Source organism: Fenollaria massiliensis, assembly GCF_023347705.1.
GTDB lineage: Bacteria > Bacillota > Clostridia > Tissierellales > Peptoniphilaceae > Fenollaria > Fenollaria massiliensis.
The window spans coordinates 926,019-943,321 of record NZ_CP096649.1; the positions used below are offsets into that span (position 1 = coordinate 926,019).

At 33.1% G+C, this 17,303-nt stretch carries 18 protein-coding genes and 1 riboswitch; of the genes, 3 read left to right on the plus strand and 15 right to left on the minus strand.

The window, feature by feature from the left end; genetic code table 11:
* Nucleotides 1-15 precede the first annotated feature (15 nt).
* The 3 genes from M1R53_RS04710 to M1R53_RS04720 are packed head-to-tail and all read left to right on the plus strand — an operon-like array spanning nt 16 to nt 2,528.
* Nucleotides 16-438 (plus strand): DUF4190 domain-containing protein, encoded by a 423-nt coding sequence (locus tag M1R53_RS04710; RefSeq protein ID WP_249242155.1) that lies wholly within the window; start codon nt 16-18, stop codon nt 436-438.
* A 3-nt stretch (nt 439-441) separates the two neighbouring features.
* Nucleotides 442-1,227, plus strand: a complete 786-nt coding sequence (gene lgt / locus M1R53_RS04715) for a prolipoprotein diacylglyceryl transferase (protein WP_249242156.1) — start codon at nt 442-444, stop codon at nt 1,225-1,227.
* On the plus strand, nt 1,206-2,528 hold the full coding sequence (locus tag M1R53_RS04720) for a hypothetical protein (protein WP_249242157.1): 1,323 nt from the start codon (nt 1,206-1,208) through the stop codon (nt 2,526-2,528). Before lgt ends, M1R53_RS04720 begins: the two co-directional genes overlap by 22 nt.
* Nucleotides 2,529-2,617: 89 nt before the next feature.
* On the opposite strand, the gene M1R53_RS04725 is transcribed toward M1R53_RS04720, so the two are convergent.
* The 15 genes from M1R53_RS04725 to rsxC all read right to left on the minus strand — a co-directional run bounded on the left by M1R53_RS04725 (nt 2,618) and on the right by rsxC (nt 17,274).
* Nucleotides 2,618-3,178: a folate family ECF transporter S component gene (locus tag M1R53_RS04725; protein ID WP_019213675.1), complete on the minus strand. Its 561-nt coding sequence runs from the start codon at nt 3,176-3,178 to the stop codon at nt 2,618-2,620.
* A 56-nt stretch (nt 3,179-3,234) separates the two neighbouring features.
* A riboswitch (THF riboswitch) is annotated at nt 3,235-3,327 on the minus strand.
* Between the two features lie 59 nt (nt 3,328-3,386).
* Nucleotides 3,387-4,073: a TIGR03936 family radical SAM-associated protein gene (locus tag M1R53_RS04730; RefSeq protein WP_249242158.1), complete on the minus strand. Its 687-nt coding sequence runs from the start codon at nt 4,071-4,073 to the stop codon at nt 3,387-3,389.
* Nucleotides 4,057-5,907, minus strand: a complete 1,851-nt coding sequence (locus M1R53_RS04735; protein WP_249243198.1) for a TIGR03960 family B12-binding radical SAM protein — start codon at nt 5,905-5,907, stop codon at nt 4,057-4,059. The genes M1R53_RS04730 and M1R53_RS04735 overlap by 17 nt, the downstream gene beginning before the upstream one ends.
* A gap of 13 nt (nt 5,908-5,920) precedes the next feature.
* Nucleotides 5,921-9,250 carry a penicillin-binding transpeptidase domain-containing protein gene (locus tag M1R53_RS04740; protein ID WP_249242159.1) on the minus strand — a complete coding sequence of 1,110 codons (3,330 nt, stop codon included), beginning with the start codon at nt 9,248-9,250 and terminating at the stop codon, nt 5,921-5,923.
* An 8-nt stretch (nt 9,251-9,258) separates the two neighbouring features.
* A complete protein-coding gene (locus M1R53_RS04745; RefSeq protein ID WP_249242160.1) occupies nt 9,259-9,750 on the minus strand; it encodes a hypothetical protein in 492 nt (163 codons plus the stop codon).
* A 4-nt stretch (nt 9,751-9,754) separates the two neighbouring features.
* Nucleotides 9,755-10,588 carry a rod shape-determining protein MreC gene (mreC, locus tag M1R53_RS04750; protein WP_249242161.1) on the minus strand — a complete coding sequence of 278 codons (834 nt, stop codon included), beginning with the start codon at nt 10,586-10,588 and terminating at the stop codon, nt 9,755-9,757.
* A 4-nt stretch (nt 10,589-10,592) separates the two neighbouring features.
* A complete protein-coding gene (gene radC, locus M1R53_RS04755; RefSeq protein ID WP_019213680.1) occupies nt 10,593-11,294 on the minus strand; it encodes a RadC family protein in 702 nt (233 codons plus the stop codon).
* Entirely contained in the window at nt 11,287-11,802 is a 516-nt protein-coding gene (locus M1R53_RS04760) for a Gx transporter family protein (protein ID WP_249242162.1), read from the minus strand. Before M1R53_RS04760 ends, radC begins: the two co-directional genes overlap by 8 nt.
* Nucleotides 11,799-12,182 carry a NusG domain II-containing protein gene (locus M1R53_RS04765; protein ID WP_249242163.1) on the minus strand — a complete coding sequence of 128 codons (384 nt, stop codon included), beginning with the start codon at nt 12,180-12,182 and terminating at the stop codon, nt 11,799-11,801. The genes M1R53_RS04760 and M1R53_RS04765 overlap by 4 nt, the downstream gene beginning before the upstream one ends.
* A 67-nt stretch (nt 12,183-12,249) precedes the next feature.
* The gene (locus M1R53_RS04770; RefSeq protein ID WP_249242164.1) at nt 12,250-13,203 is read right to left on the minus strand and encodes an RnfABCDGE type electron transport complex subunit B; all 954 of its coding nucleotides are present in this window, start codon (nt 13,201-13,203) and stop codon (nt 12,250-12,252) included.
* 10 nt (nt 13,204-13,213) lie between these two features.
* Nucleotides 13,214-13,789: an electron transport complex subunit RsxA gene (gene rsxA / locus M1R53_RS04775; protein WP_249242165.1), complete on the minus strand. Its 576-nt coding sequence runs from the start codon at nt 13,787-13,789 to the stop codon at nt 13,214-13,216.
* Nucleotides 13,790-14,383: an electron transport complex subunit RsxE gene (gene rsxE / locus M1R53_RS04780; RefSeq protein WP_019213684.1), complete on the minus strand. Its 594-nt coding sequence runs from the start codon at nt 14,381-14,383 to the stop codon at nt 13,790-13,792. It abuts the gene before it with no gap.
* A gap of 9 nt (nt 14,384-14,392) precedes the next feature.
* The gene (locus tag M1R53_RS04785) at nt 14,393-14,956 is read right to left on the minus strand and encodes an RnfABCDGE type electron transport complex subunit G (RefSeq protein WP_070600001.1); all 564 of its coding nucleotides are present in this window, start codon (nt 14,954-14,956) and stop codon (nt 14,393-14,395) included.
* On the minus strand, nt 14,953-15,909 hold the full coding sequence (locus M1R53_RS04790; RefSeq protein WP_249242166.1) for an RnfABCDGE type electron transport complex subunit D: 957 nt from the start codon (nt 15,907-15,909) through the stop codon (nt 14,953-14,955). Before M1R53_RS04790 ends, M1R53_RS04785 begins: the two co-directional genes overlap by 4 nt.
* Before the next feature lie 9 nt (nt 15,910-15,918).
* Nucleotides 15,919-17,274, minus strand: a complete 1,356-nt coding sequence (gene rsxC, locus M1R53_RS04795) for an electron transport complex subunit RsxC (protein ID WP_249242167.1) — start codon at nt 17,272-17,274, stop codon at nt 15,919-15,921.
* Between the last annotated feature and the right edge of the window lie 29 nt (nt 17,275-17,303).

Consider the following 17,303-nt stretch of genomic DNA (forward strand, 5'->3'; position numbering starts at 1 on the left):
TATAGGAGGGATAATATGAATAACAATTATGAAGATAATAATTTCAATGAACAAGAAGTTTTAAGTGAAGAAGAAATAAAACAAAGACAAGAAAGAAAAAGAGCTAAAGGTCAATACTATGATTACAACAGAAACGACTATAACTATAGGAATAATGCTGGATATGACAGTGGCACTAACAAGGGCATGACATCCTTAGTTCTTGGTGTTATATCATTATTTTGTATTTTCTTAGGTCAAGCATCTTTTATAGGAACTATACTTGCCATAGTTGGCTTGATTATGGGTGTTGACGCAAGAAACAAAGGTGACAGAACTTATGCAAAGACAGGCATAATACTTAATACTATAGGTATTGCAGCTACTTTATTAGTTACAGTTGCTTGCATCGCTTGTATATCATGCATTGGCTGCTCACTAATGAATTATATGTGGTAGACTATGAAACCATTTTACACAATATTTGGAATAAGACTTGCTAGTTACGGCTCGCTTATAGCTCTTGGCATCGTTGTGGCAAGCCTTGTTTATTGGTATAGAAAAAAAGAATATCCAGCAGATAAAGAAACTATTTTTTATTCAATTGTCTATGGTATGATAGGAGGCTTCATAGGAGCTAAGCTTCTCTATCTGATTACAGACTTTAACTTTGTTATAGAAAGTTTTAAGAATTCAAAAGATATATTTACAACGCTAAGTAATATACTAGCTGGCGGCTATGTTTTTTACGGCGGTATCATAGGCGCTCTCATAGCTTTATATATTTACGCTAAAAAATACAAGCTTAATTATCTAGATATAACAGACTCGATGGCTCCAGAAGTACCACTTGCTCATGCATTTGGCAGAATCGGCTGCTTTATGGCTGGTTGCTGCTACGGAATGCCATGGGATAGTAAATTTTACGTGATATTTCCAAAGGAAAGCGTTGGGCTAAGCGGCGTAAAGCTCTTCCCTGTTCAATTATTAAGCTCTTTAGGCAACGTGATAATATTTATAATATTATTTATTTACTCAAAAAAAGACAGATCAAAGGGTAAGGTCACAGGTCTTTATATGATGCTTTATGGCGTAGGAAGATTTTTAGTTGAATTTTTAAGATACGATGACGTAAGAGGACACTTCTTATTCTTCTCAACATCACAATGGATATCGATAATACTCGTTCCATTAGGCTTTATACTATACAAAAAAGGTGAAAACTTATGCAAAAAAATGCAAAAATAAAAGAGATAATGCTCTTTCAAAACATTGACTACAAAGGCCTTGAAGAGCATCTTAATAATTTAAGAAAAGAAGGATACAAGATTAAAGATATTAAAAAAGCATCGATTAGCTTAGAAAAAGCTGTCGATGCTAATAATTTTGAATATTTTTGTGAAAGCTATCCATTTACAAAGTCTAGAAAGAACAAATTCGGTGCCTTCTCCACTCATCTTTATGATATGGAGAGCGCTGGATTTAAATTCGTATGCGGCTTTAAAGATATAAACATATTTGAAAATCACAAGGCTAGCAAAAAAGCAGTAAATGACGCTGATGAGAGTAGCTGGAAGAACATCTCAAACATAAGATTCTTCTCAATCTCAGTTTTTATATCATTATTCATGATATTTTTAGCTAGCAGCATATTTTTATTCTGGCCAAACATCGATAAGTTTATAAATCTAAAACAGTTCATGTTTATGGTCTTCATACCGCTAATATTCTTAACTTTGTCAATTATGTACTTAAGAAGAATCATCTACTTTTACTCAAAAACCTTGCGTAAAAAATTTAACAGCGATAAAGCTTTTAAATTCGGTAGAGTTTTGATGATTATCCTAATCACGCTTATAATACTTATGGGCCTTTCTTATATGGGACTTGATATTTACAATTATTCAGTAGGAAACATTACTTTGATTAAATTATTCTCGTCATACTTTTTCCTAATCGGCTCAGCCCTAACATTTTTATTGTATAAATTACTTATTGAGAAAGTTTTTGATAAATTTTTCCCAAGATTCTTATTCATTGCAATATCTTTGTTTATGGTAACAAATTTACAGACAAAACTTTTAGATATGCCCATAAACAACGCTATGGATCAAGAAATATTTGAAGTTGATAGCAATATTAGCAAACACTCTTATTACAATAACAATAAATCCATCAGCAAAAACTTTTTTATAGACAAGTATACAAAAAACTATAGCTACACTACCGATAAGAACAATATCGGTGAGGTTTTAACCATGACTAGCGAACACTACCACGGCAAAAAAACTCAGATACTTGACTATATCTACAAAGTTATTAAAGATAGAAACATTTTTAATAATCAAGGCGAGATCGAATATTTAAATTTTGATAAATTTGATGATGAATATGTAGAAGCATATATCGCGAGCGTACATCACATATCGACTCTTGTATTTAGATTTAAAGATGATATCTACCTTGTTGATGGTAATTTCAGAAAAACTAACGAAAAGGTTATTGATGAAGCAGTTCAGTCTATATTGAAAGATAGAGAAAATAAATAAATTAAAGGCAGAGCTTAGTACTCTGCCTTATCTTATGTAAAATGCCTCACAGGAATGTTATGAGGCATTTTTAATTATTAAAATTTTAATTAAACTTCAAATTTAACTTTTCTAACTCTAAAAGCTTCTACTATAGCTGTAAGAATGAAGTACACTAAGAATATTTCGATAGTGTTCTTTAGTATTCTTGCTGTCATTAGTGCTACTAGTGCTTTTCCCATATATATGTGTAAAAGCGCTGAATTACAAATAATGTTAATAAATATTGCTCTGAATAAACTTGTTGATATAATTACTTTATTTTGTAGTTTTCTGTCATTAAGCATAGCTGAGAAACCTTCGCCTTTTGATAATTTCCAAAGAATAAATCCTGGGAACCATCCTAAAAGTCCTTCTAATATTGTAAAGAAGACGTTAAAACCAAATTGGCTTGGTGATAGCATAAATTTAATAACGTCCGAAACTATACCCATCATGAAACCATAATAAGGTCCTAAAACCATACCACCAAACATTAGTGGGTATCCTCCAAACGAGAAAACTAATCCAGTAGCAATTTTAATCTTCAAAAATTTAGACATTAAAATTGTTAATGTAACGAACAATGCACTTAGAACTAATTTCTTAGTCGTAAATCTTCCTTTTTGCATAAAAAAATCCTCCTAAAATAAAATTCCAGAGGCTGTTCTAAATAATATAATATTTATACAGCGGAAGCGAAGAAATACCGCGGCTCAATGCCATTCGTTTAAAAGCTACATCCCATCTTTTAACACTAGCGCATTTCCTCTACTCTGTAATTCATATTATATCATTATTATTTATAATTTACAAGTCTTTTATAAATATTTTTTATAATTAAAGAAATATTTCCTTTAATCCATCTTCATCTTGGTATAAACCTATGCGTTCAAGGTCAATATCAAGTTCATCCATATTTATATTTGTATAATTATTTAGTATATCAAAGATAAGTGCTGGCTTCAATGATCCATTCTCACTCATTTTGATGTATGCATATATAGCATCATCTTTAAGCTCTAAGCGCTTAAGATACTCTTTTGCATTTTCTTTAACAAAAATTCTTCTTTTACCTTTTTTTCTCTTTCTTTCAATTTCAACTATGTCCATGGAGTTGATTTTATAAAGTTCTTTAGCTATATCAATATTTTTATTTTTATCAAAAAATGTATTTAATAATTTAAAGGCATATACAACTGATTTCACTTTATTAGATATGGACTCATCGTCATCATACATTGCTTCAACAATCTTAATTCCAGCTGGTAGTCTCTCATTCATCTTTATCAAAAAATCTTTTAAATCAATCCTTGAATTAAGATAAATTTCCATATATTCACTGTTTGACTCAATTCCAAGTGGCAAAGGATATGCTATAGACATCCTTGGATGCGGATTGAAGCCTTCTGAGAATTTTACGTCAACCTTATTTTGAAAAAGTGTTCTTTGAAATAAATCTACAAGGTCTAAGTGTGAGATGAATTTTAAGTATCCGAGTTTTGTAAATTTACACAAAATTTTCATGCTTACCCCTCATTTCACAATTCTTTATACCACAAGCGTTACAAGAAATTCTACAGTCCTTTGTAGTTTCTGCCTTAACTGATTTTTCGTACTCTCTTTTCAAAAATTCTTTGCTAACACCAACATCAATTATATCCCAAGGCAAAACTTCATCAAAAGATCTCTCACGTCTCGCATAAAAGTCTGGATCAAGATTATATTTTTTAAATGCACTTAAATAATTTTCATAAATGAATTCGTTGTCTAGTTTTTCTGCTTTTTTCTCTTCTTTATATGCATAAATAAGTGCATCTGATAATTTTCTATCGCCCCTTGCTAAAACTGCTTCGATGTAGCTAAGCTCTGGATCGTGATAATTATACTCGACCTTTTTATCTTTAATAATTGAGCGAAGTATGCCAATCTTTTCATAAAATTCATCTATGCTGTCTTGCTTAAACCATTGGAATGGTGTAAATGGCTTCGGTACAAAGCATGATGTGCTCACAACAAGCCTAAAATCGCCCTTAATATCTTCCCTATCTCTCTTGAAAAATAGGTCTCTAACTAAATAAGCCAGTTCTTTTATGCCTCTAATATCTTCTTCTGTCTCAGTTGGAAGGCCTATCATGAAATATAATTTTATCTTGGACCAGCCTTCGCCAAAAACATAAGTCATTACATCAACTAAATTTTCTTCAGTAACATTTTTATTTATAACGTCTCTAAGCCTTTGACTGCCTGCCTCAGGAGCAAATGTTAAAGAAGACTTTCTTACGTCTGAAAGGTCTTTTAAAACATCTATGCTCGGCGAATCCAGTCTTAATGATGGCAGCGAAACACTTACATTATTTTTCACAAAATACTCTTTCATCTCACCCGCCACTTCTCTAAGATTAGTGTAATCACAAGTACTTAGCGAAAATAAACTAACATCGTCGTATCCAGTGTTATCTATCATAGTTTTTGCAATATTTTTAATATTTTCTTCAGATTTTTCTCTGATAGGTCTATAAAGCATGCCTGCTTGGCAGAATCTGCATCCCTTTGTGCATCCTCTAAATATCTCAACTACAGCTCTTTTATGAACCACGTCGATGTATGGAACTATCATTCGATCGATTTGGAACATCTTGTCAACGCTTGAGATATAATTTCTTTTCACTCTGTCTTTGCAATTTGGATTTAATTTTTCATAATTTTTTATAGTTCCGTCCTCATTGTAATGGGGTTTATAGAATTTTGGCACATAAAAGCCATCTTCTTTAGCAAGCGTTTCAAGAAATTCATCTTTGCTTTGATTTTTTTCTTTTTTAATCTTTAAAAGCTCCAAGAATCTTAGCATCATCTCTTCGCCTTCACCTATTTGAAATACGTCAATAATTTCAGCTATTGGCTCAGGGTTTACTGCGCAAGGGCCTCCAGCTACTATGATTGGATCACTTTCTTTTCTATCTGAGCTTTTTAATTCTAAATTAGCTAAATCTAGCATTCTTAATATATTAGCAAAGCTCATCTCATATTGCAAAGTAAAGCCTACTGCGTCAAAATTTTTAAGCTCTTCTTTATTTTCAAGCGAAAAAAGTTCAAGATTTTCTTCTCTCATCATTTTTTCCATATCATAGTTAGGCAAAAAAGCTCTCTCACATAGATAATCCTCATTTTGATTTATCAAGAAATAAAGTATATGAAGTCCTAAGTAGCTCATTGCAAGCTCATAATTATCTGGAAAACAAAAAGCAAACTTCACCTTAGTTTTTTCAAAATCTTTAACTATTGAGTTTTTCTCCATACCTATATATCTTGCTGGTTTTTCCACAAGCTTAAGTATTTTTTCCAATTTCTTTCTATTAATCAATATATTCTCCTTACTTTAAGACCTTTGTTACAAGTGGTAGGTCATTTGAAATATTTTCTTTATTCATGCCAAGGTACTCTGCTATGGCTTCTCTTACCATAGGTCCAGCATTTATACCCATGCCGCCTTGGAAAACTAGTGCACTTACAGCTATCTCTGGTTTTTCATAAGGCGCAAAAGCCACAAACCATGAGAATGAGTCGTATGGCTTATTTGTGTATGGATTTACACCATTCTTTTCAGCTGTACCAGTCTTACATCCCACATTGATAGGGAAATTTTGGAAAAGTGGTTTTGCCGAACCAAACTTACTTACCTTGTACATACCATTTTTAACAACATCTAATTCGCTTTTACTCTTTAGTCCAATATCCTCAAATTTTCTTTCAAAATTATAGACATCTTCAAGTCCATCATATGACTTAATTGAGTCAATCAAAGTTAATTTATTGCGTTCACCGCCATTGGCAATGGTAGCAACATAATTTGACATCTGTATTGGTGTATATGATGAATCACCTTGTCCGATAGTTACATAAAGTGTATCAGCAAGGTTCCACTTAGCTTGGTTTAAATAAGTGTACTTGATTATATCTGCTATGCCCTCACGCTTGCCATGAAGCTTCTTTTCTGTATCAAAACCAAGCTTATCAAGCTCTTCAATAACTTGATTTCTTGTCATATTTGGTCCCTCTTCAAGCCAAGATAATATTTCATTTATCGCCTTGTCTCTAAAAACTTCATCGTATCTAACGCCATTTTTCACATAATTTGCAAGATTGTCATTCAAATAGTTTCTTAAATAAAATCTCATGTTTTGTAATTTCTTTTCAGGATTTGGAACGCCACCAGAAAATTCGTTTGGAACGTTAATCTCAATACCTGTTTTGTCATTAAGGCCAAATCTTTTCGCCATATCAACAATATCATCAATTGATAGCTTTATTTCAAGTTTCTTTCCTAATCTTTGGTTCTCTCCCATTGCTAGAGAATAGAAAAAGTAGTTACAAGAAACTTTTAAGGCATCACTTAAATTGACATCGCCATGCGTCCTGTGATAATCAGTCCATAAAAGGCATCTAAATTTCTTTGTACCAAGCTCTGCGTATCCCATGTCCCTAATTTTTGTCTGAGGGCTAAGACCTTTCTCAAGTGCCGCAAGTCCAGTACACATCTTAAATATAGAACCCGGTTGCACCGCAGTTTGTGTCGCTACATTTAGTAGCGGTCTTGCTGCTAATGGGTTTTTAACTTCTATAGGGCCCAAGCTGTCCCAGTCACTTTTGCTAATACCTGTTGCGAATAAATTTAGATTATATCCAGGATAGCTTGCCATAGTCAATACTTCACCTGTGTTCGGATTATTTAAAACGATGGATCCAGAGCTTGTATTATCATACGTTCTCTTTCTTTTTCTGTCCCACTCCATCTTGAAATCGCCGTACTTACTAGCAAATGTTCCGCTTCTAGGTATAGTCTTTATAGTTCTTTCTAGAAGTTTCTCACACTTCTTTTGTAGTTGTGCATCAATACTTAGATAAATTGTATTGCCCCTAATAGGTTTTGTCTCTGAAATAACTCTAGTTTTGTTACCAATTCTATCGACTTCGACAACCATCTCTCCGTCTTTACCTTTGAGTACATCTTCATAAGATTCTTCAATACCTGTTTTGCCTATGATGGCATCAGGCAAATATTTCTTTTGATTTATATATTTTTCAATTTCGGCATCGGTTGATATCTTTCCTAAAGAGCCTATAACGTGACACATTACAGATCCCATAGGATAATATCTTATCGGTTCTATGGATATATTGATACCTGTATTTAAATATAATTTTTCTTCGATTTTAGCAACTGTTTGTGGTTTAATGCCATAAGCAAATTTTATCGGTTGATATGCAAGTTGACCTTGCTTTAAAAATAATTCATATATGCTAAGTAGAGTCTTTGCTTCATAACGAGCATAATCCTCGTCAATGCTGTATTTTTCCATAGCTTTGCGAAGTGTTTCTTCTGGAGTTTTGTCCTCAAATTTATCTTTAAACTTAAAAATTCTCTCCAAGAATGTCCTGTACTGAATTAAATCCACATACTCAAAATCACCTGCTATAGAAATCCTTGTTTGTACTTCATCTTCAAGTAAGCATTTTTGAGCATAAGGCCTAATTTTATTATTACTAATAAACTGATCCATAATTTCCTTATTGTCTGCTTCTTTAATAAGTTCATCAATAGCTGGTGTATCTGAATCAAATTTTTCGTCTTTATATCTATATAAAACATCTAAGCTATCTGGATTAATTATAGCCTCAACCTTTGTTTCGATATTCTTAGACCTGATTAGATCAATCAAAATCTTTCCTGGAGCAATAATTTCGTCATCTTCGTTCTTATATGCTTTTCCCAGCATATTCTTTAGTGATGTATTTTTGAAAATATTGATAAAATCGTCTTTAGCACTTGTGTCATAAGTAATAAAATTTGGATACTGCTTCATAAGTGCTCTTTTTTGCTCAAGATATGACTCATAATATGTGTTTACACAGTCCTTAAGCGCAATTTTTTCAAGACCATTATCTTTAAATTTTTCATAAACAAGCTTTCTAATCATAGGATGAGATAGTATTCTGCTAAGAATTGTGTCATCACTAACTATGATCTCAGTAACTAGCCCTCTTGGGCTAAGTCCTTCATTAAATTCGTTCTTTTGCTTAAAATCAAGAAATTTATCATTTGCTACGAATTCATATTTGTCTCCAGTATTTTTATATTCAACTGGAAAGTCAACAAATTTTGATTTTATCGCATATAAAGCTCTATTAGCAAGTCTTACATCGTAACTCTTCTCATCATTATTAAAAGTCATGTACATGTCTAAACAGCTATCTAAAACATCTTTATTTTTTATAAAATCTATCACAGTTTTTATAGGTGACTTGTCTTTGCTTATATAGTCAGCATCATCCTTATACGCAAAATAATTAAAATCTATAGGAAAGTCATTTTGATATATGACTCCATCCTCCTCAAGACTTGTTGCTAGTTCAAGAAGAGCTTTATTTCTATCTTCAGCCTCTAAGTTTAGCATATCATCCTTAAAAATTTGCACAGTAAAAGAAGGAAGATTGCCAGCTATTAACCTTCCGTACCTGTCTCTAATCTCGCCTCTCGGAGCTGTAACAGTTATCGTTCTAATTTTAGAATTATCAGAAATATACCTGTAGTGATCGCCTTCAACTAAAGTTAAATGAGCAAGCTTTAATACTAAAATGCTCAAAATAAATATAATCACAAAATTTATAAATGTATATCTCTTATTCTTTTCAAGATTATTCATGATATCACCTAGATGTCGTAATTTTTATACCTAAATATCCTCTTTGATATTAGATAGCTTAGCACTCCATATAGCGCTACAAAAACTATCTTTATAGAAAAGATATTTTTAGCAAGCTGTGCAATACCTATATTTACACTCATAAAACTTAAAAGTATATATGAAAAAGTAATATAAAATAAATACACTACAATATTTACTATAGCTATACTTAATAAATTTTCCATATTAATGTTATCTCTAATAAAATATATTAGCAGATAAACTATAGTGAATAAAAATAAATTTAAAAACAATACTTCATGAGCAAGCAAATCATTTAATACCGCGACAACTATGGTCCAAATTAAACCTTCTCTGCTCTTTGCTAATAATGCAAGCGACACGACTAAGCAAAGCGTCATGTTAAATATAAAATTAATTGGCAAAAAGTTTGGTAATATGGCTGCTTTTAAAATATAGTTTATAAATAAAAAAATTAAAAACGCTAAAACTTTCATCTCATTACCTTTTAATTATAAATACATTTGAAACATCTTTTATATCTACTGCCGCCTTTACCTTTATAAGCTTCTTTAAATTTGATTCATCGTTTATAACTTCAACTACTTCCCCTAAATAAATATTTGGTGGGTACTCATCTGATGAACTTGATGTGATAAGCTTGTCTCCAACTAAAACATCGGCGTTTGAATCAAACATGTAGCCTTCAATCTTAGAATCGAAGGTTCCGCCCATAACGCCTGACTCATTGTTTCTAAGTATATTAAAACTTACTTTAAACTTATCATCATTAAGAGAAATAACTCTTGATGAATCCTTTGATGCGTCTGTGATTTTACCCAAAAGTCCTTCGATGTATACGTTGTTTTGTATTTCAGAAGCGCCTATAACTATATCGCCGTCTTTAACACCATCTTTTTTCCCTTTGTTTATGGTAAATCTCTTGTACCATTCATCAGGATCCATGGACGCTATCTTGGCCTTTGTTAAATCGTATTTTGTATTTTGCAATAAATTGTATTCTTTTTTAAGATATGATGACTTCATAATCACAGTTTCGAGCTCTCTGTTCTTATCTTCAAGTATACTTACTTTTTCTTCAAGCTCTTTTATCTTGCTCTTTGAATCATCTTTTGAAAATAAACCTTTGAAGCCATTGGAAATTCTGTTCGCGCCGCCATAGAAAAATGATGATATCTTTGACATAATATCACTAGGCGCAGACTCAATGCTATTAAGAGACTTTTTCTTATTATTTATAGTAATAATAATAACAATGGCTAATAGCAAAACTAAAATTGTTAAAATTACTTTATGTTTTTTAATAAAATTCATTATATCACTCCATGAGATTATGTTCTTTAAAACTAAAGAAAGTATCTCCAATAATTAAATGATCTAAAATAGATATACCAATAATTTTCGAGCACTCTACAAGTCTATTCGTTAGCAGTTTATCCTCGTGTGATGGACTCGAATCACCACTTGGGTGGTTATGAATAAGTATGCAGCTACTTGCATTGCACTTAACTAAATCTCTAAACACATCTCTTGGATGCACTTGAGTTGAGTTTACTGTGCCTTTTGAAACTTCAATTATTTTAATTAGTTTAAGTTTTGTATCAAGTGCAAGAACTATAAATTTTTCTTGAGGTTCGTTCATAAACTCATTTCTATATGCTCTGTAAACTTTTTTTGGATCGTTTAGACTTTCAGCTTCATATAAACTTGATGGACCAGTCAGTCTTCTAGCAAGTTCAAGCGCAGCTATAATTTGACAGGCCTTCGCCTTGCCAATGCCGCTAATTTCAGTTAAGTCCTCTACCTTTAAAGATGCGTAGCCATTTAAATTGTTAAACCTTTTTAAAATCTCTTTAGATAAATCAATCGCACTATAGTTTGTTGTGCCTGTGCCAATGATTATAGCTAAGATTTCAGCAAGTTCAAGTGCTTCTCTACCACGGCTTATAAGCTTTTCCCTTGGTCTGTCGTCAAGCTTAATGTCTTGCATCATTATTTTTTTCTCTTCTATATTATTCATTGATAAACCCTCTTATATTTTTAAATCTATTGATAAAAAGCTCTGCAATTTTGGCAATTACTATAGATGCAAATGTTCCTATGATGACTAGTATTGGTAAATATGCAAAAATAATCTTATTTGATAATATTATTGATGCGCATAATATTTGTCCAAAATTATGAAAAAAGGCTCCTACAGCACTCACACCATAAATGCTAAAATACTTATTTAAGTATCGCTTAAATATATACATAAATATAACGCTTAATATGCCTCCACTCATCGACATCAAAAAAGCGATGATGTTTCCAAATTGAAGAAAAACTAAAATATTCTTTATGAGTATTATAAATAAGCCGTATTTAAAAGAGTATAGATACAAAACTGCAAGAACTGCGATGTTTGCAAGACCTATCCTTAGGCCTGGTATGCTAAAAGATAGCGGTATGAAGTTTTCTATGATGCTTAAAACTACTGCAAATACAGTGAATAAAGCAATATAAATAAAATCTTTCGTCTTCATCATTTAATCACTGCATCCAATTCTTCACTATCTTTTTTATCTGTCATTGACTTTATCTCAATGATCATTCTATTTGGTATACAAACTATACTTTGATTAATTGAATGTATCTTTCCTTGTAAAACATCAAGTTTATTTGGACAGTCAGCCTCTAAGACTCTTACATAGTCCTTAGCAATTTCTATCTTGTTAAATCCATACTTAGTCTTTAAAGGATATATGTATGTTTTATCCTTAAATTCAAGATTTTTATATTCTTTGCCATCAACAGAGATGGCTATGTACTTATCATTTGAATTAGACGCGAAAAATTTATCTTTAACGATAAAGATAAATGAAAATAATATTAAAAAAATTATTAAAACGACATCTAATTTTTTCATTTAATAAACCTCTTTTTATCGTTTTAAGGGTATGGCTCTACCATACCCTTAAAAGATAATTATCTAATTATGCTTCTTTATTAGTAGTTTCAGCTTCCTTTGCAGGAGCTTCTACCTTTGGAGCCTCAGCCTTTGGAGCCTCTGCTTTTGGTGCTTCAGCCTTAGGTGCTTCTGCTTTTGGTGCTTCAGCCTTAGGTACTGCTGGCTTTTGAGCTGCTGGCTTTGGTTTTAAATTCTCAGCATGAATTGCCTTTGTAGGACATTTTTGTGCACATATAGTACAGTTAATACATCCTTCGTAAACAATGTGAGCCAAGTTATTTTCAAAAGCAATAGTATCTTTTGGACAGTTCTTAACACAAATCTTACATCCGATACATCCTATACCGCATGCTTCTTTAACTTTTTTGCCCATGTTAGTGTTTTTACACTTAACAAATACCTTGCTCTTATATGGAACCATCTCAATAATTTTCTTTGGACAAGTTCCAACGCAAATCTTACATGATTTACATTTTTCTTTTAATACATGAGCAACGCCATTTATCATCTCGATAGCATCGAATGGACATGCTTTTACGCATGAAGCGCATCCAACGCAGCCAAATTCGCAAGACTTTGGTCCGCCTGAGATTTGTGATGCAAATGAACAGCTTTCTATGCCCTTGTAATCATATTTTAATTTAGTTTTATCGCAGTCGCCTTGGCATAATACGTTGGCAACCATCTTTTCAGCGCTACCTGCGTCAACACCAAGTATTGCAGCTATCTTGCCTGCGCATGTTGCTCCACCTACTGGACACGTGTTAACAGGTGCTTCTCCCTTTGCAATTGCATTAGCAAGTCCTTCACATCCTGGAAAACCGCAAGCACCGCAGTTAGCTCCTGGTAGTGCAGATAAAACTTTATCTACTGTTGGATCTAGTTTCACTTCAAAAACTCTTGAAGCTATTGATAGTAAAACAGCGAAAATCAAGCCTATGATACCACAGACTGCTATAGGTATTAAATATACTTCCATAGTGTACCTCCTATACTAGTCCTGAGAAGCCCATGAACGCGATAGACATAAGTCCAGCTGCGATCAATGCAAGAGGCATTCCCTTAAGTGGCTCAGGTACATCAACAAGCTCTAGCTTTTCTCTTAGTGATGAAAGTAGTATTAGTGCTAGACCAAAACCAAGTGATGCGCCAATAGCGTTTGTTATTACTTCAAAGATGTTGTATCCACTTTGTATGTTAAGTATTGCAACACCTAGTACCATACAGTTTGTTGTAATAAGTGGTAGGAAAACACCCATCGCTCCATAAAGAGCTGGAGAAATTTTCTTTATAACCATTTCAACAAATTGTACTAGTGATGCTATGATAAGTATAAAAACTATTGTTTGTAAATATCCTAAATTAAATGGATCTAATAATAATTTTTGTACATAATAAGTAATGATTGAAGCAAGTGTTACTACGAATGTAACGGCTACACTCATACCTGTCGCTGTTTCTACTTTACTTGAAACACCTAAAAACGGACAAATTCCTAAGAATTGAGCGAAAACGTAGTTGTTTACAAAGATTGTAGAAATCAAAATCTTAAATATTGTTCCCATCTAGTTTTCCTCCTTCTTCTTTTTCAATAAGTATATGTTAAAGATTGCTACAAATATACCTAGAACAATGAATGCTCCTGGAGGTAGTACAAATAGAGAAGCTCCATGGAATATTTGATTACCCCATATAGAACCTGCGCCTATTAACTCTCTAACAAAACCTAATGCACATATTGCAATAGCATAACCTAAGCCCGATGCTAAGCCGTCAATTATCGAGTAAAAAACATTGTTCTTTGATGCAAAGCTTTCAGCTCTAGCAAGTATCATACAGTTTACTACTATAAGTGGGATAAACAAGCCCAATTGCTTGTACATATCTGGTAAATATGCATGCAATACTAAGTCAATGATAGTAACAAATGTTGCTATGATAACTATATATATAGGTATTCTTATCTTTGAAGGTATTACCTTTCTTAATAAGGATATGAAAAAGTTCGAAAGAATTGTAACTATTAAAACTGCAGCTGCCATTGTAACTGAGTTTTTTAGAGTACTAGAGATGGCAAGTACTGAGCATAGACCAACTAATTGTGATAATATTGTATTATTATCAATCATACCGTTTTTAAATATTTTTGATATTTTCATCTCGCACCTCTACTTTAACTTACTCAAAGCGTCAATTGCTTGATTAACAGATTCTACAGTTGCTCTTGAAGAAATTGTTGAGCCTGATATAGCTTGTATCTCTTCTCCAGAAGCGCTCTTTGATAAAACTAGTTCATGACTTGCATCTTTATCAACAAATTGATCTTTAAACTCATCATGTTCGATTCTATCTCCTAGTGATGGTGTTTCTTTGTGTGATAAAACAAGTATCTTTGTAATTTTATCTTCTGCAATGCCTGTTAATATAACAACGTCTCCGCCATAACCTGATCCAGCAGTTTTGAATGTATATCCAATTACTGAACCATCTTTCTTTGCTTCATATATATCTTGTATTTTTTTATTTTCACTCTTTAAGCTTTCTAATTTTGCTGCGTCAAGCTCATCAAAACTGTCAGCATCTGGAATTAGCTCTTTAAATGCAGCTTGAGTTTCTTCGTATTCTCTTTCGTCAATGATAGGTTTAGTTAAACTGTTTGTATAAGATAATATTCCTCCTGAGAAAGCCGCAATGATAAATAATATTAAACCAAGTTTTATTGTTTCTTTCATTTGCTCTTAACCTCCCCAAATACCTTAGGTGTAGTTAATGACTCGATTAGAGGTGTAGCTGTGTTCATAAGTATGATTGCGTATGAAACACCTTCTGCCATACCGCCATACACTCTGATTATAGCTGTAATTATACCGCATCCTATAGCAAATATAATTCTTCCGTTTGGTGTTACTGGACAAGTAACGAAGTCTGTTGCCATAAAGAAGGCTCCTAAGATAAGTCCTCCACCAAGTATATGGTATGGCAATAAGCTTATGTCAACGCCAAATGCTGCTAATAATACTGTTGTTGTTAAAATGTATAGGCAAGGTATCTTCCAATCAATAACTTTCTTTACTATTAGATAGATTCCTCCTAAAACTAATAGTATTGAACAAGTTTCACCTATAACTCCACCGATATTACCAATTGCCATATCCATAAGTGATGGCAATTCACCTGTTGTTCCAGCTTTCATTAATTGAAGTGGTGTAGCTGATGCTACTCCATCAGGTGTAATGTAATTAGTAATTAGTCCTGGCCAAGATGCCATGATTGCTGCTCTTGCGGCAAGTGCTGGGTTCATAAAGTTTGAACCGATTCCACCGAAGATTTGCTTTGCTATGCATATTGCGAAGAATCCGCCAAATACAGGCATCCACCAAGGTGCACTTGCAGGTAAGTTAAATGCTAGTAAAATTCCTGTAATTACAGCTGATAAATCGCTTACTGTAACTTTCTTTTTGAATAATTTTTGCATAAATACTTCTGCTACAACGCATGAAATAACTGATACAACAGTTAACATCAAAGCGTTCATGCCGAAGAAGTAAATGCTTGCTGCTAGAGCTGGTAACATAGCTATGATAACGTCTAGCATCATCTTTTGTGTAGTAGACTTAGAACGCAAATATGGAGCTAAGCTTACTCTATAAAGCTTTTCACTTTGAACATTTTTATTTGTTTCCATATTTCCCTCCTATCTAGATCTTCTTAGAGACTGTTTTATCTCTCTCTTTGCTACTGAAATTCTTTCAGCTAAGAATCTCTTTGCAGGGCAAACGAATGAACAAGATCCGCATACTATGCAGCTTTGAGCGTTGTACTTGTCACACATCTTTAAATTGCCTAACTCTTGATATCTTGAGATATAAAGTGGCATTAAGTGTACTGGACAAGCGTCAACACATTTACCACATTTAATGCATTGGCTTTCTTCTTGATCTTTATAGTCGTTATCAGTTAAAAGGATTATGCCTGATGTGTTCTTAGATATAGGTGTATCTAATGAATATTGTGCAACACCAGTCATTGGTCCACCAACTATAACTTTTGTAACGTCTCCATTGAATCCGCCAGCTTCTTCAACTAGGTCTCTAATAGATGTTCCAACGTATGCGTTGATGTTCTTTGGCTCTTTAACACCGTTACCTGTAACTGTAACTACCCTCTTATGTGATGCGTGACCAAATGTTACTGCATCGTAAATAGCAACGAATGTACCAACATTACTTACAAATGTGTTAACATTCTTAGTTCTTCCTCCTTGAGGAACTTTTCTTCCTAAGATTGAGTCAACCATTCTGTAAGCGTCTCCTTGAGGGAACTTTGTCTTAAGTACTGCTACTTTGATAAACTTATCGTCTTTAAGCTTTTCTTCTAGTAGGTCAATAGCGTCTTTTTTATTATCTTCAATTCCTATGTAAGCACTGCTAACGTTAAGATATTTCATAACTATCCTAAGTCCGCCTATCATTCTGTCTGAATATTCAAGCATCATTCTGTGGTCACATGTCAAGAACGGCTCACATTCAGCAGCATTGATGATTATAGTGTCTATGGTTCCATCGTCAGACGATTGTATTTTTGCAAACGATGGGAACGCTCCTCCACCCATACCTATAATTCCTGCTTCTTTAATTAGTTCGATGATTTTTTCTTTAGATAGATTTCTAAAGTCACCGTAACCCTCCATTAAAAGTTCACTACAATTTGGATTGCCTAAGGCCTCTAATTCTTCATCACTTGCTTTTTCAATAGTAATTGAATTTACAAGCCAGCCTCCAGTAGTGTAAACTTTGCCAATATCTCTAACTATACCAGAAATACTAGCATGAACAGGTGCAAATAAAGATGCATCACTGTCACCAATCTTTTGGCCTTCTCTAACGAAGTCGCCTTTTTTAACAAGTGGTGTACATTCAGCGCCTACGTGTTGGTTTAGTGGAATAACAACTTTACTTGGCTCTTTTTGCTCTTCAATTGCTTGTTTTTCTGATAGTTCCTTATACTCGGGCATATGAACGCCTCCAGCAAAGGTCTTAAGTATTGACATAAAATCACCCCATTTCACAAATAAATATT